Source organism: Rhodococcus sp. BP-241, from assembly GCF_019836145.1.
Taxonomy (GTDB): domain Bacteria; phylum Actinomycetota; class Actinomycetes; order Mycobacteriales; family Mycobacteriaceae; genus Rhodococcoides.
Genome location: NZ_JABUEI010000005.1, coordinates 20709 through 43713 on the forward strand (window position 1 = coordinate 20709; position 23005 = coordinate 43713).

Consider the following 23005-nt stretch of genomic DNA (forward strand, 5'->3'; position numbering starts at 1 on the left):
TGGACGTGACAGAAGTGAACGACACCCCGAGCCCTGCCGCCTTGTTCGATCTGACCGGCCGAACAGCGGTGGTGACCGGAGCGTCGTCCGGTCTCGGTCTCGGGTTCGCCCGGACGCTCGCCGCCGCCGGAGCCACGGTGTACGCGGCGGCACGTCGCGCGGATCGTCTGGCCGCGGTGGCGGAGACCGTCCCGGGCCTCGTTCCCGTGCGATGCGATGTGACCTCGGACGAGGACCGTCGAGCGCTGGTGGATCGGTGCCGTGCGGAGACCGGGCGCCTGGACATCCTGATCAACAACGCCGGGATGCCCGGCCCACCGGACGCGGAGCAGGAGACCGCGGAGGGTTTCTCCGCGATCCTCGAGGTGAACCTCCTCGCAGGCTTCCACCTGGCGGTGCACGTCGCCTCGACGACGCCGGACTCCGCCCCGGTGTCGATCGTCAACATCTCGTCGGTCGTCGGTCTCGTCTCGACCGCCCCCATCGGCGGTGCGAGTTACGCGGCGTCCAAGGCCGGTGTGCTCGGCCTGACCCGTGAACTCGCCGGGCAGTGGGGACGACGACGGATCCGCGTGAACGCGGTGGTCCCCGGGTGGTTCGACACCGAGATGACCGACGGGCTCTTCGAGAACGAGAAGTCGGCCGGGTGGGTGCGGCGCAACACGATGCTCGGTCGCGGGGGTACTGCGGGCGAGGTGGACGGCGCGGTGCTGTTCCTCGCCTCCGATGCCTCGTCGTACGTCACCGGGCACACCCTGGTGGTCGACGGCGGCTGGACGGCGCGCTGATGCTGGCCGTGCAACTGCTCGAGTGGGGCTCCGCTCCCGAGCTGCGGGACATTCCCGTTCCCGAACCGACGGGCGAGCAGTTGCTGCTCGAAGTCACGGCGGCGGGTCTGTGTCGTAGCGATCTGTTCGTCTGCGATGCGCCGGCCGGACGGTTCGACTACCCGTTGCCACTCACGCTGGGACACGAGGTGGCCGGACGCGTCGTCGCTGCCGGCCCCGATGCCGACGGGAGCACGGTGGGATCGTCCGTGGTCGTCCACGGCGTGTGGTCCTGCAGAACCTGCCGCAACTGCCGCCGGGGTCGGGAGAACTACTGTCTGGCACTGCGGCCGGTCGACGGCAGGCTCGCCGTGATCGGCAACGGCCTCGGCGCGCCGGGCGGACTGGCCGAGTACATGGTGGTTCCGCACGGCGGGGTGCTGGTCGACACCGGTTCCCTGGCACCGGAACTCGCAGCGCCCCTCGCCGATGCGGGCGCCACCGTGCATCACGCCGTCAGCGGTCAGGCCGACCTCCTCGACTCGAACGCCGTGGTCGTGATCGTCGGTGTCGGCGGTCTCGGTCACCTCGCGGTCCGAATGGCGTCGCTGCTGGGAGCCGGCCACGTGGTGGCCGTCGATCCGCGCGACGCGGCTCGGAGATCCGCGACGACCATGGGCGCCGCCGCGGTGTACTCGTCACTGGCCGAGGCGGCCTCTGCCACGAGAGATCTCGGGGGCGTCGACGTGGTGTTCGACTTCGTAGGCAGCGACGACACGATGGCCGAAGGGCTGGCCACGCTCGTACCCGGAGGACGCCTCGTCGTGGTGGGGGGCGCCGGAGGGTCCGTGTCGGTGGCCAAGAACCGGGGGATCGCCGCCGGGTGGCAGGTCTCGGCCCCCTTCTGGGGCAGTCGCGCGGATCTGGTGGAGGTGGTGGCGCTCGCGGAGTCCGGGGCGCTGCTGCCCGAGGTGACCACGCGACCTCTCGACGAGGCGATCGACGCCTATGCGCGTCTGCGTGCCGGGGAGGACGCCGGCCGAACCGTGCTCCTGCCCACCACGTCCGACGAGCCCACTCCAGAACGTGATGCCGGAAAGGACCACCGTCAGTGAAGACTCTCGCGCTCGAACTGCGAGACCGCGTCCGGGAACACCCCGACGCGATCGCCGTGATCGACCTGCACGGCACCCATCGACTGGCCGACGTGATGGCTGCCGCCGAACGCGGAGCCGAGCACATGGCACAGCACGACCCCACACCTCCCACTGTGCTGATCCAGGCGGACAACACCTGGCAGACGGTGGCCACCGCACTGTCGGTCGGTCTGCGCGGAGGCGTGGTCGCCGTGCTCAGCCCGCATGCCACAGCATCGGAGTTCGTGCTCGCCGTCGAGGACGTCGACCCCGACATGGTGGTGGCCGACCTTCGCACACTCGAACAGTGGGGGGTGTCCGACCAGGACTTCCCGTCGGGCGACGCGGCGGTCGGTGACCGTCATCTGCGTGCTCGCCGTGGTGATCCGCGAGGTGTGTCGCGCTGGAACGGAGGCAGTGTCATCGCGATGACCTCCGGATCCACCGGTCGCCCGAAGTGCGTCGTCCAGTCCGAGGACGCACTGCGCTACGCCTGTTCGTGCACGAGGGACGCCGTGGGTCTGCGGCCGGGCGACGCGGTGGGCGCCTTCGTCCCCCTGTCCTCCGTCGCCGCAGCATGTTTCGGGATGTATCTGCCGCTGTTCGTGGGCGGACCGATGGTGTCGATCGGCAAGTGGTCACCGGCGGCCGCACTCGACGCGATGGCCGCCCACGACGTCCGCTGGACGATGCTGGTGCCGACGATGGCGCTGCAGCTGTCCCTCGTCGAGAACGGGGCCGGTCGACTCGCGGGGATGCGGGCGATGACGGTCGGCGGCGGGCCCATGAACGCGTCGGCTCTCGAACGGGCCGAGCAGTTCCTGGGAACGACGTTCCTCCGGGTGTTCGGCATGTCGGAGTGCCTCGGTCACACGACCGCGACCCCGGACGACGATCCTCGACTTCGCCTCGGTACGGACGGACGGCCGTTCCCCGGCACGATCGTGCGGGCCGTGAACGGTGCGGGGGAGGACGTGGGCACCGGGGAGATCGGTGACGCGCAGGTCCGCGGACCCTCGATGTTCGTCGGGTACGCACGGGGAGGACAGGTCGCGGCACCGACACTGACCGACGACGGATACCTGCCGACCGGTGACCTCGTCGAGGTGGCGACCGACGGCACCATCACCGTGATGGGCAGGCAGAAGCAGATCATCATCCGTGGTGGTCGCAACATCGACATCAACGAGGTCGAGGCGGCGGTGGCCGGCGTCCCCGGCATCGTGCAGGTCTGCGTGGTGCCGATCCCGGACGAGCTGCTGTCCGAGCGCGCCGGAGCCCTCGTGGTGACCGACGGACGCGCTCTCGGTCTGGCCGAGGTGACGGACGGATTGTCCCGTCGCGGCGTGCCACGACACAACTGGCCGGAGTACGTCTTCGCTGTGGACGATCTGCCGCAGAACCGTGTCGGGAAGCTCTCTCGACCCGATGCCGTGCGGATGGCAGCGCGTCTCGCCGGTGTTCCCGATCCGAATTCACCTCGGGACGAGTAACATGAGCACGATGCTGACACATTGCGGGGAGGCCGGAGGCCGGCCGGGCCAGTCTTCGAGGGTGCCGCGATGAGCGTCGGAACGACGGCACGCCGCGAGAGCCCGCGCTCCAAGCGGTCTCGTATTCTCACCGTCGCCATCGAGCAGTTCGGCAGGGTGGGCTACGACCACACCAAGTGGGCGTCGGTGGCGGACGAGGTCGGAATAGGCCAGACCGCGCTCTACCACTACTTCGAATCCAAAGCGCACTGTCTGCTCACCATCATGCGTCTGGAACTGGCGGATTCCGTCGAGCGCTTCGACGCGGCCACGGCCGACCGGAGCGACCCGGAGGCGGCACTGCGAGCCGCCGTCGCGGGAGCTCTCCAGGCCTCGCCGCTGGACGCTCTGCAGCGCCGGATCCTGCAGAACCACATGGACCTTCTGGCGACGGAGCGGCAGTCGGGGAAGGAGGAGGCCGAGCGTCTCCAGTCCCGAGAGCTGGTCCAGGAGATCGAGCGTCGGTGGACGAGATTGATCGCCAGTGGCATGGACGACGGGGTCTTCGCCGAGGGAGATCCGAAGACGGTGGGACGCCTGGTCCTCGCCCTCGTCATCAGCGTGTGGCGGTGGTACCGGCCGAACGGCCCCGCCACCCTCGACGAGATCGCCGAGACCGTCACCACCGCGGTGCTCAAGATGGTGCGCCCCTGACCGCTGGGCGCTGAGCCCGGCTCGGTCATTCGTGTCGATCACGTCCACCCATACCGAACCGAATTCATGTTGACCACACCCTGGAGGAAATCATGTTCGATCTGATGGTTCTCGCCGCCCGTCCGAACGACTGGACGCACGAGCAGTTCATGACGTGGTGGCGCGGTGAGCACGCGGAGGTGACCTACCCGCTCCCGGGCCTGCTGCGGTGGCAGCACATCGACATCGTCCACTCGATAGACGAGCGCAGCGCCGGGTGGGACGGACTGTCCATTCTGAGCTTCGCCTCGCGCGACGATCTCGAGACCGCGCTCGCCAGTCCGGAGTGGAAGGTCGCCGTCGAGCACGTCGGAACCATGCGTGGGCGACGGATGATCTGGTACGGCGACGAGCGGACCATGGTCGCCGACACGTCGACCACCTCGTGACCGCCCGGTGGTCCGATCCGGGATCCGTTCGGATCGCGGACGGCATCCACCGGGTGCCACTGCAGATGCCGTCCGACGGACTCCGTGCCATCAACGTCTATGCCCTGGAGACCGACAGGGGCCTGGCGCTGATCGACGGCGGATGGCGACGGCCGGGTACGTACGACGAGTTCTCCACCGCGCTGGCCGAATTCGGTTGCCGACCGGACGACGTACACGACGTGTTCGTCACTCACGTCCACCGTGACCACTACACCTTCGCCGTCGACCTCCGCCGTCGACACGGCTGCCGCATCCACCTCGGGTCGGCCGAGGCGCCGGGGATCGTCGCCATCGGGGAGCTGGCCTCCAACATGCCGACATCGTCACTGCGTGAGCTGGAACGGGCCGGCGCCGACGACATCGCGCGAGCGGTTCGCCTGGACACCAGCGACGAGGACTTCGACTCGGACGACTGGGAGCCGCCGGACGCGTGGCTCACCGAGGGCGCCCTCGACATCCCCGGACACCGGTTGACCGCGGTGCACACGCCCGGCCACACCAAGGGCCACATGGTGTTCCACGATCTCGACCGAGACATCAGCTACACGGGCGACCACGTTCTGCCGACCATCACCCCGTCGATCGGATTCGAACTCGGTGAGTGGGACCTGCCCCTGGGGCACTACCTGCAGTCGTTGGAGATGATGCTCGACGATCGGGATCGCACGGTGCTGCCCGCTCACGGGGACACCGGTGTCGGTCTGCACGCGCGCGTGCGCGAACTCCTCGATCACCACGCCCGCCGCTTGGCGGCGACCCGTGCGGTCGTCGCCGACCTGACCCGGGCGACCGGCCTCGATGTGGCCGAGCGCCTTCCGTGGACCCGTCGTGATCGCCCGTTCGCGGATCTCGGAACGTTCGATCGCATGGTCGCGGTCTGCGAGACCCTGGCCCACCTCGATCTGGACGTCCACCGGGGCGTGCTGCGTGTGGAGAACCAGGACGACGTCGACGTGTTCAGCGTCGCCTGAGACTCAGGCGGCGGTCCACCCGCCGTCGACGTACAGCTCGGTACCGGTCACGAAGCGTGCATCGTCACCGGCCAGGAACGCCACCGCGGCAGCGACTTCCGCGCCGGAACCCAGTCGTCCCATCGGCGTGCCGGCCAGCATGGCCTCGTGGCGCGGTGTGCCCTCGTAGCGCGCGAGCAGTGGCGGGGTCGCGATGAAACCGGGGTGGATCGAGTTGACCCGCACCCCGAGGCGGGCCCAGTGCAGCGCCGCGTTCTTCGTCATGGTCCGCACGGCACCCTTCGCCGCGGCGTAGGCGATGCTGTTGCCCAGTCCGCCGACGCTGCCGAGGATGGAGCAGATGTTGACCACCGATCCGCCGCCGGTCCGCTCGATCAGGGCGCCGGCGTGCTTCATCCCCAGCCACGTACCGGTCTGACTCACCTCGACGACGCGGCGATACTGCTCCACCGTCTCGTCGACGACGGTGGCGAGCGATCCGATCGCACCGTTGTTGACGACGGCGTCGAGCGTGCCGTGACGGTCCTCCACGAGGGCGAGGGTCGCCGCCCACTGCTCCTCGTCGGTGATGTCCAGCGCGCACGCCAGATGCGAGTCGGGGCGTTCCAGCGCGTGCACCGCTGCGTCGCAGGCGCTCTGGTCGACATCGGTGACGATCACGCTGGCTCCCTCGGACGCCAGCCTCGTCACGATGTCGACACCGATCCCGCCGGTCGCGCCGGTCACGAGGATCACCTTGTCGGTCAGACGGGTAATGCCTTCGGGCATGGTGTGCCTTTCAGAGCTTGCTGAGGACGTTGCGACCGCCGACGAGCATGGCGATCGCGACTCCCGTGGTGGTCACCGCGGTCATGAGCAGCGCCATCGCCGCGACGAGCGGGTACGAGCCGTTCTGCCACATGTCGTAGAGCAGGGTGCCCATGACCTGGGTCGTCGAGGCGCGGACGAGCAGCGAGGCGGCGAACTCGTGAGTCAGAAGGATGAACATCAGGGCGACGGCGCCGAAGATGGCTCCTCGCATGAGTGGCAACAGAATCCGAAGATTGGTCACCACGGGCGAGGCGCCGCTGGTGGCCGAGGCCTCGGTGTAGGTGTTGCCCAGCGCGAGCATCGCCGTCATCTGCAGTCGGACCGAGAACGGCAACATCAGCACGATGTAGACGAGCACGATCACCGTGCGAGTGCCGTAGAGGATCAACGGAGGTTCGGTGTACGTGAGCAGGAACCCCACACCGAAGATGACCGCGGGGATACCCAGTGGCAGGGCGGTGATGAAGTCGCCGATCATGCCCAGGACGCGGAAGCGTCGACCGCGGACCAACAAGTTGGCCATGACGTACCCGATGGGGATGCACACGGCCACCGCGGCGAGGGACGTGAGGATGCTGGTGAGTACGGACGAGACGATCGCGTCGTCGGAGATGAGGGCCCGGAAGTTGTCCAGCGTCAACAGATCCAGGGTCAGGGTGTCCGACCAGTACGGGGTCAGCGACACGATGACGAGTCCGACGATGGGGATCAGCAGCGCGAACAGGGCGTACACACTGATGGTGACGGCCGCCCACGTTCCGCGGCCCGAGGGTGCGGAGAACGCCTTGCCGCCGTGAGTGACGAACCGGCTCTGATTGCCCAGCAACATCTTCTGCACCAGAACCAGCGCCAGTCCGAACAGGACGAGGGGTGAACCGGCAGCTGCGGCGGCCGCGAAGTCGGACGGTGATTCCGACACCCGCCGGTACATCTCGGTGGTGAGGACCTTCACTCCGCTGTTCTGACCCAACAGGAGTGGTCCGGTGAACTGGCCGAGCCCGAGGAGGAACGCGATACCACCGCCGTAGATGAGCGACGGACGGAGCAGGGGGAGAACGATACGGAAGAACACACCCATCGAGGACGATCCGCTGATCCGAGCGGCCTCGAGGTGCTCCGAACTGATGTTGTCCATCCCCGAGGACACGAAGAGATAGACGAACGACGTCAGACCGAATCCGGTCAGGATGACGATCCACGGCACCGTGTAGACGTCCACGGGGCCGCTCTCGAGATCGCTCCACCAGGGCAGCGCGCGCAGTACGACATTGAGGTAGCCGGGTCCCGGTGACAGCAGGAAGGCCCAGCCGACGATGTTGGCGACCGCGGGAAGCACGATGGGCAGGATGGGAATCATCTTGAGGAACCCGAGTCGCGCCGGAAGGCGGCTCGCGGCGTAGGCGAGCAGGGTGCCGAGAACGAGCGCGATGACGAGCGATCCCAGCGCCAGAATCACTGTCGTCCACAGTGTCTGGGCGATGTCGAACCGTCCGTACTGGCTGCGGTAGCCCCGCGCTCCGTCCTCGAACGCGAGCATCTGCAGACGCACCATGGGGAGGACGACCAGATAGGCGAGAACGGCGAGAAGAATGCCGTAACCGAGCCGGGCACGCCAGGGGCCGGTCAGCCGTGACCGTCGTCCCGCCGGCGGCGGCGTCGTGTCGGTGTCGGGGGGTGTGAGGGTGGCGGTCACGATGCGCTCCCCACTGCTGCGGCGACGGGTGCGGTGTCCGCGGCGGTCGCGGTGGAGGGCGCCGAGGGGAACACCCGCAGCGCTGCGGGGGAGAAGGAGACGACCACTGCGTCACCCGGCTCGGCCGAACGCAGCGCGAGGCCGTGCTCGGCGGCCGACGCACGCAGGGTGAGTGTCTCGGCGCCGGACCGCACGGTCACATCGAAGTGCCGACCTCCGTACTCGTGATCGACGAGGGCGGCGTGCAGTCCGACGTGGCCGGGCGGAACCTCGGCCATGCTGCGGTGCAGGAGCAGGTCGTCCGGACGCAGCCGTGCGACCGCGGAATCGCCCTCGTCGGCACGATCGCGGACCACCGAGTCGCGGAGATCGATCGCGTCACCCGCGGAGGTCTGCCAGCCGTCGTGCGCCCTGCGCAGTTCGAGCTTGTTGGCCATGCCGATGAATGCCGCGACGTAGTCCGAGCCGGGGTTCTCGAACACGCTCGACGGCGTGTCGAGCTGCTCGATGCGACCCGATTTCATGATGGCCAGACGATCGCCCAGTGCGAATGCCTCGGACTGGTCGTGGGTCACGAACACGGCGGTGAACCCGAGTTCGCGGTGCAGGCGGTGGATCTGGGACCGGACCTGATCGCGCAACCGGGCATCGAGGTTGCTGAGCGGCTCGTCGAAGAGGATGAGGTCCGGACGCGCGACCAGCCCGCGGGCGACCGCCACGCGCTGCTGTTGGCCACCACTGAGTTGCGACGGATACCGGTCGAGCAGTGCGCCGCAGTCCACCATGTCGGCCGCTGCCTCGACGGCTCCCGGTCCGAAGGACTTGGTGAGTCCGCGGACGTCGAGGGGGTACTTGATGTTGCGGCGCACCGTCATGTGCGGCCACAGGGCGTAGGACTGGAAAACCATGCCGATGTTGCGCTTGTGCGCGGGGACGTCGACTCGCTGGTCCGCGTCGAAGACCGTCCTGTCCTTGAACGAGATACGCCCGCCCTGGGGCGTCTCGAGCCCCGCGAGGCACCGCAGCGTGGTGGTCTTTCCACAGCCACTCGGGCCGAGAAGAACCAGGAACTCGCCCTGCTCGATGTCGATGTCGAGACCGTCCACGACCTTCGTGCTGCCGTACGTCTTGGTCAGTCCGGAAATGGTGAAGCGATCGGTCATCTCATGCCTTCTGTCCAGAGGTGTGTGTGGGTGTTCGCGCGCCGGCCGCCAGACCACCGTCGACGACGAGGTCGGTTCCTGTGATGTAGCTGCTCTCGGATCCGGCGAGGAACACGACGGCGTCCGCGACGTCGCCGGTGGTGCCCCGCCGCTGCATCGGAATGGTGCGCACATAGCCGGCGACATCGTGGTCGGCGAAGTCCTCGCTACCGGTGATGTCGGTCTCGATGCTGCCGGGGCACACCGAGTTGACTCGGATTCCGCGCTCCGCGAGCTCGAGCGCAGCCACTCGGGTGAGGGCCCGCACCCCGAACTTCGAGGCGCCGTAGGCACCGAGCTTCGCTGTCGCGAGGATTCCGCGCAGGGACGACACCGTGATCACGGAACCGCCGGACTTCACGGCGGTGCTCGCCGTCCTGAGGGCGAGGAAGGTGCCGACCAGGTTGATGTCGAGCATGCGGCGGAAGTCGGCCAGTGAGGTGTCGGCGATGTCGCCGCGGTGCGCCGCCCCGGCGTTGGCCACCAGCACGTCGAGGCCTCCACCGTCCGCTTCGATTCTCTGCACGCACGCGTCCCACTCGGCTTCCGACGCCACGTCCAGATGCAGGTAGCGAACCGACGGTCCGAGGGTGTCGGCGACCGCTCGACCACCCTCGTCGTCCACGTCCGTGACGTACACGGTCGCTCCGAGAGAGGCGAAGCGCGCGGCACATGCCGCACCGATGCCGCGCGCGGCGCCGGTGACGAGCACACGGGAGCCGTGTGAAGGCGCTGTCCGAGCGTCCATGATCACCTCCCTGGATGACGAGTTCGGATGGTCGAGAGCGGTCGCGTCCCCGTCACTGGAAGAGCTGCGACCATTCCTGCGAGTACCGGTCGACGTTCTCGGGGGTCAGATCGGCGGGATCGGGTGAGGCGATGTTCTGTGCCCGCTCGACGGCGCCCGGAACATCCGGCAGCGCGGCGGCGTAGCCACCGTTCAGCGCGGCCTGTCCCTCGGCGGTCACCATGAAGTCCGCCAGGACCTGAGCCGCGTTCGGATGCGGCGCCGCACTCAGGACCTCGGTGTACCACGGTGTGCCCCAGGGGTTCTCCGGCAGCACCCAGTCGACGGGAGCGCCCGCGTCGACTTCGGTGACGAGCGGCTGGACGCTGGGCGAGACCACCACTTCACCCGACGTCAGGGCCTGCGCGACGGCCAGTGCGCTCGGGTAGACACGCGGCTGCAGTTCGGCCAGCTTGTTCCAGTAGTCCTCGCCGTAGTTCTCGGCGTAGTGCCGATACAGGTCGACGTACGACGCGATGCCCGTCGGATTGACGATGCCGATGCGGCCGCGGTAGGCCGGGTCCAGAATGTCCTGCGGGGTCTCGAGACCGTCGGGCACCGCGGCGGTGTTCCACCCGAGGCCGAAGACAGCGGCGGACGAGAGGAAGAAGCGGTCGTTCTTCACGCTGGCCGCGCGGTCGTAGTCGGGTGCGTCGAAGTCCGGACCCACGATCTCGGTGGAGAAGGTGCCGGACTCGGACGCGCTGGCGATCCACGACGCGTCGGTCACCATGTGGACGTCGGCAATGCCTGTACCCGTGCGGTTCTCGGTCTCGACACGGGGATTGATCTCGGAATCCGTTCCGCGCACGAAGTCCATGGAGATCTCCGGGTACTTCTGCGTGAACGCGGCCTTCAGCGCGTCGAGGTTCGCAGGCTTCTGGCTGGAGTAGAGCATCACGCTGCCCTCCGCCTTCGCCGCGGCGACGACGTCGTCCCAACTGCCCGCGACGGGCCCGGACGGGGTGGTGCTGCCGCCGCACGCTGTGAGCGCGAACGCCGACGCTGCCATGGCAACGGTGGCGATGGCTCGGGGAATCCTCCGCATGGTCAGACCTCTCTCGGACTCACAGGGCCGCTCGGCTGTCGGTGCGAGTGGACTTCCTGAACTGATGTCAGTTTGAAAGTAGTATGACGTCCTTGTGATGTCAATCACGCAGGTGAGGGCAGTGCGACGACGGGCACGACGGGGTCGCCGGGCCCGCGCCCATCTCCGCGCGCCGCGATCCGGGTTGCGAGGTTGTCGCGGTCGCGATCGGCGAGCTCTCGAGCGGGCAGGGCGTTCTCTTACTCGACTGCCGTCGCGGTCCAGGTCGCGTAGGCGTCGAGCGCTCCGCGGGTGGCCCGAGCGCGGTCGTCGCCGATACCGACGAGCTGGGCGACAGCCATGGGCGCGAGGACGCTCGCGACTGGGTCGCTGTGATCGGCGAAGTGGCCGGCCGCTTCGAGTGAGACGAACCCGTGTACCAGGCTCCACAACTGGGCGGCGATCTGTTCCGGGTCGTCGATGTCGACGCGACCGGCCGTCACCAGTCGGTGGCAGCTGCGTACCAGAACGGCGTAGGCCTCGCGGAAATACTGTTGTGGCACAAGGGGAGCGGACGCGCGGTAGGTTCCGCGCGGCGAGAGTCCGAACATCAGGTCGTAGAGGTGCGGATTGCGCTGCGCGAAACCTCTGGCTCCCAGGGCCATGGCGAAGAGCTGCACACCGGGGTCGTCGTTCGACGCGGCCGCGTCCTCGAGAGTCCCTGTCAGCGTCGCGTATCCCCGCACCACGACAGCGTCGAGCAGCCCGCCCACGTTCCCGAAGTGGTGGTAGACCGTGATCGTCGAGGAGCCTGCCCTGTCGCTGATGCGACGGACCTTCATCTCGGCAGGGCCTTCCTCTGCCAGGACAGCGACGGCGGCGTCGACGAGGCGCTCGCGGGTGGATCCGTCGTCCGCCGTGCGGTCGGTGTCTCGTCGAGCGGCCATGACGTCATGGTCCCACGATGACGTCCGGATGCGACGAGCCCGCCGCGCCTGCTATAACTTTGTTATGACGTTCCTCGCCGCGGTGCCGGCCCTCCGCTCGCGCAAGATGGCCGCCCTGGTGACGCTGTGCTGCGCGGTGTTCGTGGTCAACGTGTCCACCACGATCGTCAACATCGCGCTGCCCACCCTCGTCGAGGACCTGGGGGCGTCCACGCGCGATCTGCTGTGGGTGGTCGATGCCTTCAATCTGGCATTCGCTGCGTTGGTGCTGGCCGGGGGATCGCTCAGCGACCGGTTCGGTCGCCGTCCCTTCCTCGTGGGCGGGCTCGTGCTCTTCGCGGTCGCATCGGTGGGTGGTGCGTGGAGTGGTGAGCCCGCCCAGCTGATCGCGTGGCGGGCGCTGGCCGGTGTCGCGGCTGCCGTGGTGTACCCGGTGACGCTGTCGATTCTGACCAACGTGTTCCAGGAGCGGTCCGAACGCGTCATGGCCATCGGACTGTGGGGCGCGGCGACCGGCGTCTCGGTCGCGGTCGGACCCGTGGTGGGTGGGGCGTTGATCGAACATTTCTGGTGGGGATCGATCTTCGTCTTCAACGGCCTCGCTGCTCTCGCAACCATCGCTCTCGCAGTGCGTTTCGTGCCGAACTCCCGTGATCCGTCGACCCCGCCGCTGGACAAGTCGGGCTTGCTTCTGTCCGTGCTGGCCCTGGGGTCACTGGTGCACGCCATCATCGAAGGCCCCGACCGCGGGTGGTCCTCGGCGTCGACGGCGCTCGGATTCGGTGTGGCCGCCGCATTGCTGGTCACCTTCGTTCTCCGGGAGTCGCGCGCTCGCCACCCGATGCTGGACGTGCGGCTGTTCACGAACATGCGCTTCACGGCTGCCAGTGGGGCGGTCACCAGTGCGTTCTTCGCGCTGTTCGGGTTCATCTTCCTCGTCACCCAGTACTTCCAGTCCGTGCGCGGCTTCGGTGCCCTCGAGACCGGCGTGCGCATGCTGCCCGTCGCGGGATCGCTGGCAGTGTTCTCGCTGGTGGGTCCCCGCCTGGCGGTACTGGTCGGTTCCAAGATCGTGGTGGCCGCCGGCCTGGCATCGTTGACGGCTGCGTTCCTGTGGATCTCGCAGATCGACACGGGCACGTCCTACCTGCAGATCGCGGGTCAGATGGTGCTGCTGGGCGCAGGCCTGGGTCTGACGAGTGCCCCTGCGACGGAGGCGATCATGGGAGTCGTTCCGACCGACAAGGCCGGGATGGGATCAGCGGTCAACGATGCCACCCGCGAACTCGGCGGAACACTCGGTGTCGCCGTGATCGGGTCGGTCGCACTGTCGGTGTACCGGGACGGTCTGAACACGACGCAGTTGCCGACCGTCCTGATGGAACCCGCGCAGGAGTCGGTGGGCGCCGCGCTCGAAGCCGCACGCCAGGCGGCGGACTCGTTGGGTGCCACCGGGGCACTGCTCGGGTCGCAACTGTCCGATCTCGCACGGGAACGCTTCGTCGACGGCTTCACCACCGGCAGTCTCGTCGCCGGGATGGTCACCGCCGTGGCCGGTGTGTTGACGCTGGTCTTTCTCCCCTCGCATCCCCTCCCTCCGCATTCCGACGACGAGTCGCACGATCACCCCGACGTGAGCGTGCGCCGCTGACATACGCTCCATCGGTGCCGACTCTGCGAGCCCTGGAATGCTTCGTGGCCGTCGTCGACGCCGGCTCTGTCACCGCGGGAGCAGCCCAGCTGCATCTGTCGCAGCCCGCGCTCTCCCATCACCTCGCGTCGTTGGAGACGGAGATCGGGAGTCCTCTGCTGGAGCGGCTTCCGCGAGGCGTGCGTCCCACGCCCACCGGCCGTGCCGTTCTCGTCGATGCGCGGATCGCGTTGGCAGCGGCCGAGCGCGTTCTGCGAACCGGACACGCTGCGGCACAGGGTGATGCGGGTCGGCTACGCCTGGGGTGTGCGGAGATCATGACCGTCCCGATCCTGGCGCCGACGTTGCGCACCTGGACCCGGAAGCATCCGCACATCGGTCTGGATCTGACCGAGTACACCAGCGCCGACGCGATGGCGACGGCGATCACGGACGGCGACCTCGACATCGCAGTGGGGCCGGCGCCGTCGCGCGGGTCCGCAGCGATGACCGAGATCGGGACCGAGGAGATCCTGGTCGTGATTCCGGAAGGTCTCGATCTCGCCGACGAGGACGCCGTCTCCTGGCCGAACCTCGCCGGCAGGCCGATCGTGCACTACCACCCGTCGAACGGCCTTCGTGGATGGTTCGACACCGTGGCTGCGACGCACGGAGTCCAGCTCGACGCTGTCACGCACACTCGACATGCCACGACGGCAGCACAACTCGCTCACGCAGGGTTGGGGGTCGCGCTCGTGCCGGCCACCGCCGTTCCCGCTCGCTTCGCCGGGATCGTCAAGTCGATGACACCTCCACTGACGAGGTCGGTCGTCGTGATGGTCGGGGCGGAATCGGACGCGCTGACACAGAGGTTCGTGGCCGATCTCGTGTCGCGGGGCATCGGTACTCGCCGCTCCTGACCCGCTCCCCGCGACCGGCTCACACCAGAGTCTGCGTGCCGACGACGCGCAGCAACTCCAGACGTTGCTCGTCCTCGGAGCCGGGAACGGTGGTGTAGACCACGATGCGCAGATCGCTGCCCGGTGCCGTGAGCACATCGCAGTCGACGGCGATCGGTCCCACCGGCGTCGTCATCACCTTGCGGCTTGCCTTGTGCACCGACATGGTGGCGCGACCCCAGCGAGCGTCGAAGTCCGCACTCCTCGCCCGGAGTCGGGTGACGAGGGTGGTCAGATACGGGTCGTCGGGATAGCGGGCGTGTGCCGCTCGAAGATCGGCGACGAGGTCCTCGCCGAATTCCTCGTGATGGCGGTCGTCGTACCGGACGCCGGTGAAGTCGTCGGTGAAATGGCGCCACACCACATTGCGGTCGACACCGTGTCGCAGTGCGGGGTCCCCGCTGATGGCTGCCCAGAGGCCGTTGTGATGGACGATGTCCCACGCTGCCGTGAAGACCGCCAGTGGCACGTCGTCCAGGCGGTCGACCATGCGCCGCACGCCGGGCCCGATGTGGTGCGGGACGAGGCGCCCGTTCGGTGATGCCAGTCCGGCCACCCGATACAGGTGATCCACTTCCTCGTCGTTCAGTCGCAGCGCTCGCGCCAACGCGGCGATGGTCTGCGCCGACGGGTGCCGCGCCCGCCCCTGCTCGAGGCGGACGATGTAGTCGACGCTGATGGACGCCAACGTGGCGAGTTCCTCACGGCGCAGTCCGGGTGCTCGTCTGCCGGGGACGGCGGGCAGGCCGACCTCCTCCGGTCGAGTCCGGTCCCGCCAAGCCCGGAGCACCGTCGACAGTTCACTCATGCACACCATCGTGCACCGCGTCGCCGGAGCGCGGGTGGTACCGGCAGTACCTGCACCTGCACGTCACCGGGCCACAGGATCGAGACATGACAACAGCACTCATCACGGGAGCGAACAAGGGCCTCGGACTCGAGACGGCGCGACGACTCGTCGACTCCGGTGTCGACGTGTACGCCGGCGTCCGCGACCCAGACAGGGCAGACGACGTCCGCGCACTCGGCGCACACGTACTACGACTGGACGTGACGGACACCGACTCGGTCACCGCGTCGGTGTCGTCACTTCCCCGACTGGACGTCCTGATCAACAACGCCGGCGTCATCGGACACGGCGGCGGTGTCGACGACCTGGACGCCGACTCCATGGCGGACACCCTCGACACCAACGTCGTCGGCATCGTCCGGGTGACGCAAGCAGCGCTGCCGCTGCTGCGGCAGTCGTCGAATCCGGTGATCGTCAACGTGGCCTCGGGTGTGGGAATGGGCCGCTTCCTCCAGGATCCCGGTCGGGACGAGTTCCCCGTCGCCGCCATCCCGTATGCCGCCTCGAAGGCAGCCGTCATCGCTCTCACCGTGCAGTACGCCAAGAACCTCCCCGAGATGCGAATCAACGCCTCCGACCCCGGCTACACGGCCACCGACCTCAACGGGAACACCGGGCATCAGACTGTCGCGGAGGGAACCGACGCCACCGTTCGCCTGGCCCTGCTCGGCAGCGACGGACCCACGGGGGAGTTCCACGACCGCACCGGGCGGATCGAGTTGTGAGCAGGCGGTCGTTCGGCTGATGGCACAGATTCCTCGACGTGACTGCGTGTTCGTCACGGGCCCGGTGTCGTGGACGTTCGTGTTCCCAGCGCGGGGAGCAGCTGAAGCTTCTCGTGACTCGGGCTGCCGGGAACTGCGGTGTAGACCAGAAGGAAATGGGACTGCAGCGGATCGACGAGCGTCTGGCAGGACAGTTCGAGGCGGCCGAGATCCGGGTGGACGAATCGCTTCGTCTCGGCCGGCCGCACTCCTACTTCGTGCCGCTCCCAGACGGTGCGGAACTCGTCGCTCTCCTGAAGCAGCGTCGCCGCGAGACGCGCAGCGCGCGAGTCGGGTCCGCGAAGAGTGGCGACCTCGCGTAGGCCGGACACCCATGTTCGGGTGAGGTGCGCGTGATCCTCGGGGGCGTACAGGTTCCTGCTCGCCGGGTCGGCGAACCACCGATACCCGATGCTGCGCGAGGGCCCGGTGCGGCCGGACTGATCACCGGTGAGCGCGACACCGAGTGCCGTCTGCCGCAGCGTCTCTCCCAACTCTGTGACGATCTCGGCGGGAGTGTCGTGCAGTCGGTCGAATATGCGCAGCAGGCCCGGACCGATGTGATCGCCGACGGCCCCGCGCGTCGGTGGGGTGTGGCCGGCGAGCCGGAACAAGTGGTCGCGTTCGGGTAGTGAGAGATGCAGTCCCTGTGCGATCGAGGCGACCATCTGTTCGGACGGTTGGGGTCCTCGCTCCCGCTCGATACGGGCGTAGTAGTCGGTCGACATGTGGCTCAGTGCCGCGACCTCTTCGCGCCTCAACCCGTCGGTCCGACGTCGCAGCCCTCGCGGAAGACCCACGTCCTCGGGTTGCAGTGCGCTGCGGCGACCCCGGAGAAACTGGGCCAGCCCTGCTCTGTCGATCTCCATTGCTTCTTCCTATCGCGTGGCGCGTGCGCCGACCAGGGTCTGTCGATCCCCCTCTCACGCGCAAGGGGTGACCCGGCCATCGGGGGATCGACGAGTCCTGGTTGTCGGGGGAGGACCCCGGCACGGTGAGGTCACACGTCGTCGACACGACACCTCACACCCATCAGGAGCGACCCATGAGACACACCATCGACATCGCCGTCCCCGATCTCTCCGGTATCCGAGCTGTCGTCACCGGCGGCAGTGACGGCATCGGCCTCGTCCTCTCCCGTCGCCTCGCGGCAGCAGGGGCGGAGGTGGTCCTGCCCGTTCGCTCGCAGAGCAAGGGGGAGGCGGCGATCGACGCGATCAGGCAGGCTCATCCCAGCGCCGACGTCTCACTCCGGCGCCTCGATCTCTCGTCGCTCGACTCCGTGTCCGCACTCGCGGACACGCTGTCGTCGGAGGGCAGACCGATCGGCATCCTCGTGAACAATGCCGGCGTGATGACTCCACCGTCGCGACGGACGACGTCGGACGGATTCGAGCTGCAGTTCGGTACGAACCACCTCGGCCACGTCGCGCTCGTGGGCCGTCTGCTTCCCCTGCTGCGAGCAGGGCGCGCCCGCGTCGTCTCACAGATCAGCATTGCCGCGAACAGCGGATCGATCAACTGGGACGATCTGAACTGGGAACGGTCGTACGACGGAATGCGCGCCTACAGCCAGTCGAAGATCGCCTTAGGACTGTTCGGCCTCGAACTGGGACGGCTCAGCGCGCAGCGTGGCTGGGGTATCTCGAGTCATCTGTCGCACCCCGGAATCGCGCCGACAGGTCTGCTCGCCGCGCGACCCGAGCTCGACCGGACCTCGCAGACCACGAGCCGTCGCGTGATCGCGGCCCTGTCCCGTCGCGGAATACTGGTCGGCACCACCGAGACCGCTGCGCTGCCGGCTCTGTACGCGGCGACCGCCGTCGATGTGACGTCCGGAAGTTTCCACGGGCCGGCGGGACTCGGGCACCTCGGTGGGCGTCCCGGACCGCAGAAGCTGTACTCGCGGCTGCGCGATCGTGCGGAGGCGCGACGGGTCTGGGAACTGTCGACCGAGCTCGCCGGAGTCGGGTTCCCGGACTGACTACCGGGCGCCGGACCCTCACCACGCGTGGTGAGGAAGAGCACGCATCCCGATCGGCGATCGTGTGCGAATGTGTTTCATGGTTCATCGCACTCAACCGACGCCGCGCTCGTGTGACTTCCTCGAGGTGATGGGCACGTCCGACATCGAACCCTCGAGTCGGTTCCTGGTGTGGTTGATCGACGACCGCGACACCGTGGTGGTGCGGGCAGCGGCCGACGTGTCGTCGGCGGTGCGGACGGCTCGCGCGTACTGCGCGGCCTGGGGAGCACGGGTGCAGTACATCGAGGGTCCGGACGGCCGGATAGTCGACCGCGCGGACTGGGAACCATCGATGACCGGCCCCCATCCGTTGCCGTACGTGTACACGGTGGAACTGCGATCGCCGCGCGCGACGGGACGTGACGAACTGGTGTCGGCTCTGTGGACCAGTACCGACCTCGACGAGGCGCTGCGATGGCGTGACATGCTCCCCGACGACCTTCGGGGTCGCAGCCTGGTGGTCAGCAATGCACCCGACGGTCACTATCCGACCGCCCCCTGACACGAGTGCGTTCGGCTCCGTCGGCGTTCGCACGGCCACGGAACGATCGACGTGCGATGCTGGACGGGTCATAAGCCGTGAATGTCGGGGTTTGTCGCTCGTGACGTGTGCCCGTGGTCGAACCGACCATCGACTCACAGACGCCGAACGGAGTGATGGTGACGATCCCCGCCCGTGTCCTCGCGGACGTTCGTGCATCCCGACGCTTCGCGCTGGCGCAGACCGCGCTCGCCAGGCTCAGTGGGCTCGCCGTCTCCGCCGACCTGGACGAGGTGTCCGCCGCAGCGACTTCCACCGCGGCGACCCTGGTGGGGGTGGCGTCCGCGGCGCTCGCGCGGCACGAGAGTCCGGAGGATCCGTTTCTGCGCATCGACGCGGTCACCCATGTGCTGCGCACCGATGTCGAGGTGCGGTCCGGCGCCGGCTCCCTGGCCGGATTCGCTCTGGCGCACGGTCGATTGACCGTCTGCTCGGACGGCGAGACAGAGACACGGTTCGACACGTCCACCATGTCGTCGGTCGGCTTTCGCAGCGGCGCCGCTGTGCCGATCACGACGAGCGCCGGGGTGTGGGGCGCGCTGATCGTGTTCGGGGCGGAACCGAATCTGTTCGACGACACGGACATCGCGTTCCTGTCGGCGGTGGCCGGAGTGTTCTCCGCAGCGCTCGAACGCGTCGACCTCTCGCGGCTTCTCCGGGAACAGACCGATCACGATCCACTCACGGGACTTCCGGACCGCACGCGGGCCTACTCGGCGGTGGGCGATGCGTTGACTCGTGCGCGTGCGCAGGGCGACGAGGTGGCGTTGCTCCTCCTCGACGTCGACGATTTCGCGATCATCAACGACAGCCTCGGACACGACACCGGCGACCGCGCGTTGGTCCGGTTCGCCGAGCGTCTCGTCGCCGCGGTCCGAACGCGGGACGCGGTGTATCGCTTCGGAGGTGACGAGTTTCTCGTCGTCTGCGGGGGCTTCGACGACACCCGGAACGCCGAGGATCTCGCGTTCCGTGTCACCGCCGCGCTGGCCGCGCCGCCGTCCGCGGCCGATGCCCCCATTCCGATGAGTGCCTCGATAGGTATCGCGGTGTCCGAGCCCGGCGTCACGGTGCGGGAGTTGCTGCGGCGCGTCGATCTGGCGCTGCACCGCGCCAAGGACGGCGGCGGCGGAGCGCATGCCGTCTTCGACGCCGAGGACGATCACTACGACGCCGACCGCGTCCGCTCCCTGTCGGTCGACCTGCGGGCTGCCCTGGCCGAGGACGAGCTGACCCTCGCGTACCAACCCTTGGTGCACATCGCGACAGGGGAGGTGGTGTCCGTCGAAGCACTCGCACGCTGGAATCATCCGACGCTCGGGCAGATCGAGCCGTCCGAGTTCGTAGCGGTGGCCGAGCGCACCGGTCTGGCTGCGGTACTGGGGGATTGGGCGCTACGCACTGCGTGCCGCCAGGCGGCGACATGGCGCAGGGACTTCTCGATCACCGTGCGGGTGAACGTCAGCGCGCTCCAGTTGCGAGATCCGGCGTTCCCCGGCCGGGTCGCGTCGGTGCTCCGGGAGACCGGACTACCGCCACAGGCCCTGGGGCTCGAGGTGACCGAGACGGTGTGGCTCGCCGACACCGGACGCGTCGCCCGGAACCTCAGCGCGGTGACCGAGATGGGCGTCGCGCTGCTCCTCGACGACGTCGGCGCCGGTCACAGCAGCCTGGCCTACCTCGAACGGTTTCCGGTGTTCGAGTGCTTCAAGATCGACAAGGGATACATCGACGCGCTCGACACCCGGCGGGGCCGCGCGGTCGTCACCGCCATCGTCGCGTTGGCCAAGGCGTACGAGATGACCGTCGTGGGGGAAGGCGTCGAGACCCGGGCGCAACTCGATGCACTCACCGAGACGGGATGCGATCTGGCGCAGGGGTTCCTGCTCGGCAGACCCGTCGACGCCGAGCGCACCACCGCCGTGCTGGAGCTCCGTGCGCCACGGGCGGAGACGGTTCACGAGGTGTGAACCGTTCACCTCAGTCGTGCTCTGTCTCCGCGTCGGAGCGAGGGCGCGACAGATGCAGATCGTCCTCGCGAACGAGCGCCGTGGCGATGACGCTGATCACCGACGTGCCGACGAGGAAGCCGCACGCGAGCCAGGGTGACCCGCTCGCCGCGGCGATCAGTGCGGTGAGAACGAGAGGCGTCACGCCCGAGGCGTAGATCCCGGAGAACTGGTAGACCACGGACAGGCCGGTGTAGCGGATCTCGGTCGGATACAGGGACGCGTACAGCGTGCCCTGTGCTCCGTAGAAGGTGGCGTGGACGATGCCGAACACCAGGACCAGTCCGAGTCCGAAGAGCCACAGGCTGCCCGTGTCGAAGAGGGTGAACACGGGAAACACGGCCAGCCCGTAGGCCGCGATGCCGGTGACGTACACACGCTTGGCGCCCACCCTGTCCACGAGCACCCCGGACACCGGGATCAGCACCGCCATCACCACTGCCGCCACGGTGACCACGAGCAGGACCGAGACCTTGTCGAACTTCAGTTGCGTCGTCGCGTAGGTGATGGCGAAGACACCCCACGTGTTGAAGGCGGCACCCTCGCCCCATCGCGACAGCAGTCCGAGGACGGTGCGTCGCGCATGGCGCCGTGCGAACACCTCCTTGATCGGTGCGCTCGATCGCTGCTGGAGTTCCGACACCTCGCGGAACGCCGGCGTCTCCTCCACCTTCAGGCGCACGACCAGACCGACGATCACCAGAACGAGACTGACGAGGAACGCGATGCGCCAGCCGTAGGAGAGGAATTGCTCTTCGTCGAAGATCACCTGCAGCAGGGCGAACATTCCGGTGCCCAACGCGAGGCCGAGCGCGAGACCCACCTGCGGGATGCTTCCGAACAATCCACGCCGACGCGCCGGGCTGTGCTCGACGGCCAGAAGCACTGCACCGGCCCACTCGCCGCCGAGAGCGAAACCCTGTGCGATGCGCAACAGCAACAACAGAATCGGAGCCAGCAGACCGACGTCCTCGGTCGTCGGCAGGACGCCCATCAGGGTGGTCGCCACACCCATGATCAGCATCGACAACGCCAGTGTCTTCTTGCGGCCGATACGGTCTCCGAAGTATCCGAAGACGACTCCACCGATGGGGCGCACCACGAATCCGACGGCGAAGGTGGCGAAAGACAGCATGGTGCCGACGAAGGACGACTGATCCGGGAAGAACAGGCGATTGAACACCACACTCGCCGCCGTGGCGTAGAGGAAGAAGTCGTACCACTCGACGGTGGTGCCGAGGAGGCTCGACGCCACGACCGTGCGAAGGCGCTTGCGCCGGTCGGCATCGGGTTCGAACGAGGCCGAGTCGGTGAGGGCAGTCATGTACTCCGACACTGGCGTACGAGCTGTCCCGCGGTCACCCGTTGTGCTCGAGCTGATCCGAACGTCTCGCCCGCGTGGCGAGTTGGTTCACTCCGTGAAGAACCGACGGAGGACTCGGGCAAGCGCTTCGGCATCTGCCACATGTCCACCGACCTCGAGGGTGACCCGTCGGGCATCGGGCAGAGCGTCGGCTGCGGCGTCGGCCGCCCCTCCGAAGAAGTCGACGGGCAGTCCGGCCATCTGTGGGTCGATGCCGACAGTCGTCGTCAGCAGTACCGGTTGCCGAACGAGGGCGAGACGGTGGACTGGCGGAGGTCCGTCGCCGAGGCATTCCGCGTCGTATCGCAGTGTCGGCGCGAGCTCACGCAATGCAGACCACACAGGGGAGGCCTCGGCGCCCGCGATGTCGTCCTCCGAGGATCCGGCGAGTCGCATGAACAGGCGCAGTACGAGGTCGCGGTCGTCGGCGTCGAGTGCTGACTCGAGCTCACGCCTGTACGTATGCCAGGCGGAGATCATCGGGGCCTCCACCTGGTACGGCACCTCGTGAACGGCGACGCGGTCGACGGGAAGCCCTGCTGCGGCGGCTTCCAGCGCCAACGCACCTCCGGACGACGCACCGAACAGATGCGCGTGCCCTCCGGCAGTGTCGATCACGGCCGCGAGATCCTCGACCTCCCGCCCCACGGAATACGACGGAGCGTCACCGCTGTCACCTCTGCCGCGGCGCTGGTAGTTCACCACCGCGAAGTGATCGGCCAGGTGCGTGCCCAGCGGGTGGTTCTCGGCGCCGTCGTCCAGACCGCCCCCGACGAGCACCACCGCCGGCCCGTGAGTGCTCAGGCGGTCACAGGAGATCGGTGTGCCGTCGGCGGAACGGACATGCGGCATCAGACCCACGCTCCC

22 protein-coding genes are annotated in these 23005 nt (G+C 68.1%); 12 read left to right on the forward strand and 10 right to left on the reverse strand.

Features of this window, described 5'->3' with window-relative positions; translation table 11 throughout:
• Positions 1-5: 5 nt before the first annotated feature.
• The 6 genes from HQ308_RS11985 (at position 6) to HQ308_RS12010 (ending at position 5530) form a co-directional block, all read left to right on the forward strand.
• A complete protein-coding gene (locus HQ308_RS11985) occupies positions 6-788 on the forward strand; it encodes an SDR family NAD(P)-dependent oxidoreductase (protein WP_155956915.1) in 783 nt (260 codons plus the stop codon).
• Positions 788-1882, forward strand: coding sequence for an alcohol dehydrogenase catalytic domain-containing protein (locus tag HQ308_RS11990; RefSeq protein ID WP_222646512.1), 1095 nt, complete (start codon positions 788-790; stop codon positions 1880-1882). Before HQ308_RS11985 ends, HQ308_RS11990 begins: the two co-directional genes overlap by 1 nt.
• Positions 1879-3396, forward strand: coding sequence for a class I adenylate-forming enzyme family protein (locus tag HQ308_RS11995; protein WP_027504427.1), 1518 nt, complete (start codon positions 1879-1881; stop codon positions 3394-3396). The genes HQ308_RS11990 and HQ308_RS11995 overlap by 4 nt, the downstream gene beginning before the upstream one ends.
• A gap of 69 nt (positions 3397-3465) precedes the next feature.
• Entirely contained in the window at positions 3466-4089 is a 624-nt protein-coding gene (locus HQ308_RS12000) for a TetR/AcrR family transcriptional regulator (RefSeq protein WP_027504426.1), read from the forward strand.
• A gap of 92 nt (positions 4090-4181) precedes the next feature.
• Positions 4182-4517 (forward strand): EthD family reductase, encoded by a 336-nt coding sequence (locus HQ308_RS12005; RefSeq protein ID WP_027504425.1) that lies wholly within the window; start codon positions 4182-4184, stop codon positions 4515-4517.
• A complete protein-coding gene (locus tag HQ308_RS12010) occupies positions 4514-5530 on the forward strand; it encodes an MBL fold metallo-hydrolase (RefSeq protein ID WP_374198531.1) in 1017 nt (338 codons plus the stop codon). The genes HQ308_RS12005 and HQ308_RS12010 overlap by 4 nt, the downstream gene beginning before the upstream one ends.
• A gap of 3 nt (positions 5531-5533) precedes the next feature.
• Here the strand turns inward: HQ308_RS12010 and HQ308_RS12015 are convergent, their stop codons facing one another.
• From HQ308_RS12015 to HQ308_RS12040, 6 genes are all read right to left on the reverse strand, one after another.
• Complete coding sequence (locus HQ308_RS12015; RefSeq protein WP_222646513.1) at positions 5534-6298, reverse strand: SDR family NAD(P)-dependent oxidoreductase; 765 nt, start codon at positions 6296-6298, stop codon at positions 5534-5536.
• Between the two features lie 10 nt (positions 6299-6308).
• Positions 6309-7967, reverse strand: a complete 1659-nt coding sequence (locus HQ308_RS12020; RefSeq protein WP_027504422.1) for an iron ABC transporter permease — start codon at positions 7965-7967, stop codon at positions 6309-6311.
• A gap of 62 nt (positions 7968-8029) precedes the next feature.
• Entirely contained in the window at positions 8030-9196 is a 1167-nt protein-coding gene (locus HQ308_RS12025; protein WP_222639902.1) for an ABC transporter ATP-binding protein, read from the reverse strand.
• A gap of 1 nt (position 9197) precedes the next feature.
• Positions 9198-9983, reverse strand: a complete 786-nt coding sequence (locus HQ308_RS12030) for an SDR family NAD(P)-dependent oxidoreductase (protein WP_222646514.1) — start codon at positions 9981-9983, stop codon at positions 9198-9200.
• Positions 9984-10035: 52 nt separating this feature from the next.
• On the reverse strand, positions 10036-11070 hold the full coding sequence (locus HQ308_RS12035) for an ABC transporter substrate-binding protein (protein WP_222646515.1): 1035 nt from the start codon (positions 11068-11070) through the stop codon (positions 10036-10038).
• Between the two features lie 239 nt (positions 11071-11309).
• On the reverse strand, positions 11310-11996 hold the full coding sequence (locus tag HQ308_RS12040; protein WP_222646516.1) for a TetR/AcrR family transcriptional regulator: 687 nt from the start codon (positions 11994-11996) through the stop codon (positions 11310-11312).
• Positions 11997-12060: 64 nt separating this feature from the next.
• Here HQ308_RS12040 and HQ308_RS12045 point away from each other — a divergent pair, with 64 nt between their 5' ends.
• Both HQ308_RS12045 and HQ308_RS12050 read left to right on the forward strand, forming a co-directional pair.
• The gene (locus tag HQ308_RS12045) at positions 12061-13647 is read left to right on the forward strand and encodes an MFS transporter (protein ID WP_222646517.1); all 1587 of its coding nucleotides are present in this window, start codon (positions 12061-12063) and stop codon (positions 13645-13647) included.
• Positions 13648-13661: 14 nt separating this feature from the next.
• Positions 13662-14546, forward strand: a complete 885-nt coding sequence (locus HQ308_RS12050; protein WP_222646518.1) for a LysR family transcriptional regulator — start codon at positions 13662-13664, stop codon at positions 14544-14546.
• A 19-nt stretch (positions 14547-14565) separates the two neighbouring features.
• Here the strand turns inward: HQ308_RS12050 and HQ308_RS12055 are convergent, their stop codons facing one another.
• Positions 14566-15393, reverse strand: a complete 828-nt coding sequence (locus HQ308_RS12055) for a helix-turn-helix transcriptional regulator (protein WP_261776054.1) — start codon at positions 15391-15393, stop codon at positions 14566-14568.
• Positions 15394-15479: 86 nt separating this feature from the next.
• On the opposite strand from HQ308_RS12055, the gene HQ308_RS12060 reads away from it, so the two are divergent.
• Positions 15480-16160 carry an SDR family NAD(P)-dependent oxidoreductase gene (locus HQ308_RS12060; protein WP_222646520.1) on the forward strand — a complete coding sequence of 227 codons (681 nt, stop codon included), beginning with the start codon at positions 15480-15482 and terminating at the stop codon, positions 16158-16160.
• Positions 16161-16213: 53 nt separating this feature from the next.
• Here HQ308_RS12060 and HQ308_RS12065 read toward each other — a convergent pair whose 3' ends face one another.
• Entirely contained in the window at positions 16214-17068 is an 855-nt protein-coding gene (locus HQ308_RS12065) for a helix-turn-helix transcriptional regulator (protein WP_027504415.1), read from the reverse strand.
• Between the two features lie 176 nt (positions 17069-17244).
• Here HQ308_RS12065 and HQ308_RS12070 point away from each other — a divergent pair, with 176 nt between their 5' ends.
• The 3 genes from HQ308_RS12070 to HQ308_RS12080 all read left to right on the forward strand — a co-directional run bounded on the left by HQ308_RS12070 (position 17245) and on the right by HQ308_RS12080 (position 20736).
• Positions 17245-18183, forward strand: coding sequence for an SDR family oxidoreductase (locus HQ308_RS12070; RefSeq protein ID WP_222646521.1), 939 nt, complete (start codon positions 17245-17247; stop codon positions 18181-18183).
• Between the two features lie 79 nt (positions 18184-18262).
• Positions 18263-18727 carry a hypothetical protein gene (locus tag HQ308_RS12075; protein ID WP_027504413.1) on the forward strand — a complete coding sequence of 155 codons (465 nt, stop codon included), beginning with the start codon at positions 18263-18265 and terminating at the stop codon, positions 18725-18727.
• 113 nt (positions 18728-18840) lie between these two features.
• Positions 18841-20736: a bifunctional diguanylate cyclase/phosphodiesterase gene (locus HQ308_RS12080; RefSeq protein ID WP_222646522.1), complete on the forward strand. Its 1896-nt coding sequence runs from the start codon at positions 18841-18843 to the stop codon at positions 20734-20736.
• A 10-nt stretch (positions 20737-20746) separates the two neighbouring features.
• On the opposite strand, the gene HQ308_RS12085 is transcribed toward HQ308_RS12080, so the two are convergent.
• Entirely contained in the window at positions 20747-22099 is a 1353-nt protein-coding gene (locus tag HQ308_RS12085) for an MFS transporter (protein WP_222646523.1), read from the reverse strand.
• An 87-nt stretch (positions 22100-22186) separates the two neighbouring features.
• Positions 22187-22990 (reverse strand): alpha/beta fold hydrolase, encoded by an 804-nt coding sequence (locus HQ308_RS12090; RefSeq protein WP_222646524.1) that lies wholly within the window; start codon positions 22988-22990, stop codon positions 22187-22189.
• Positions 22991-23005 lie beyond the last annotated feature (15 nt).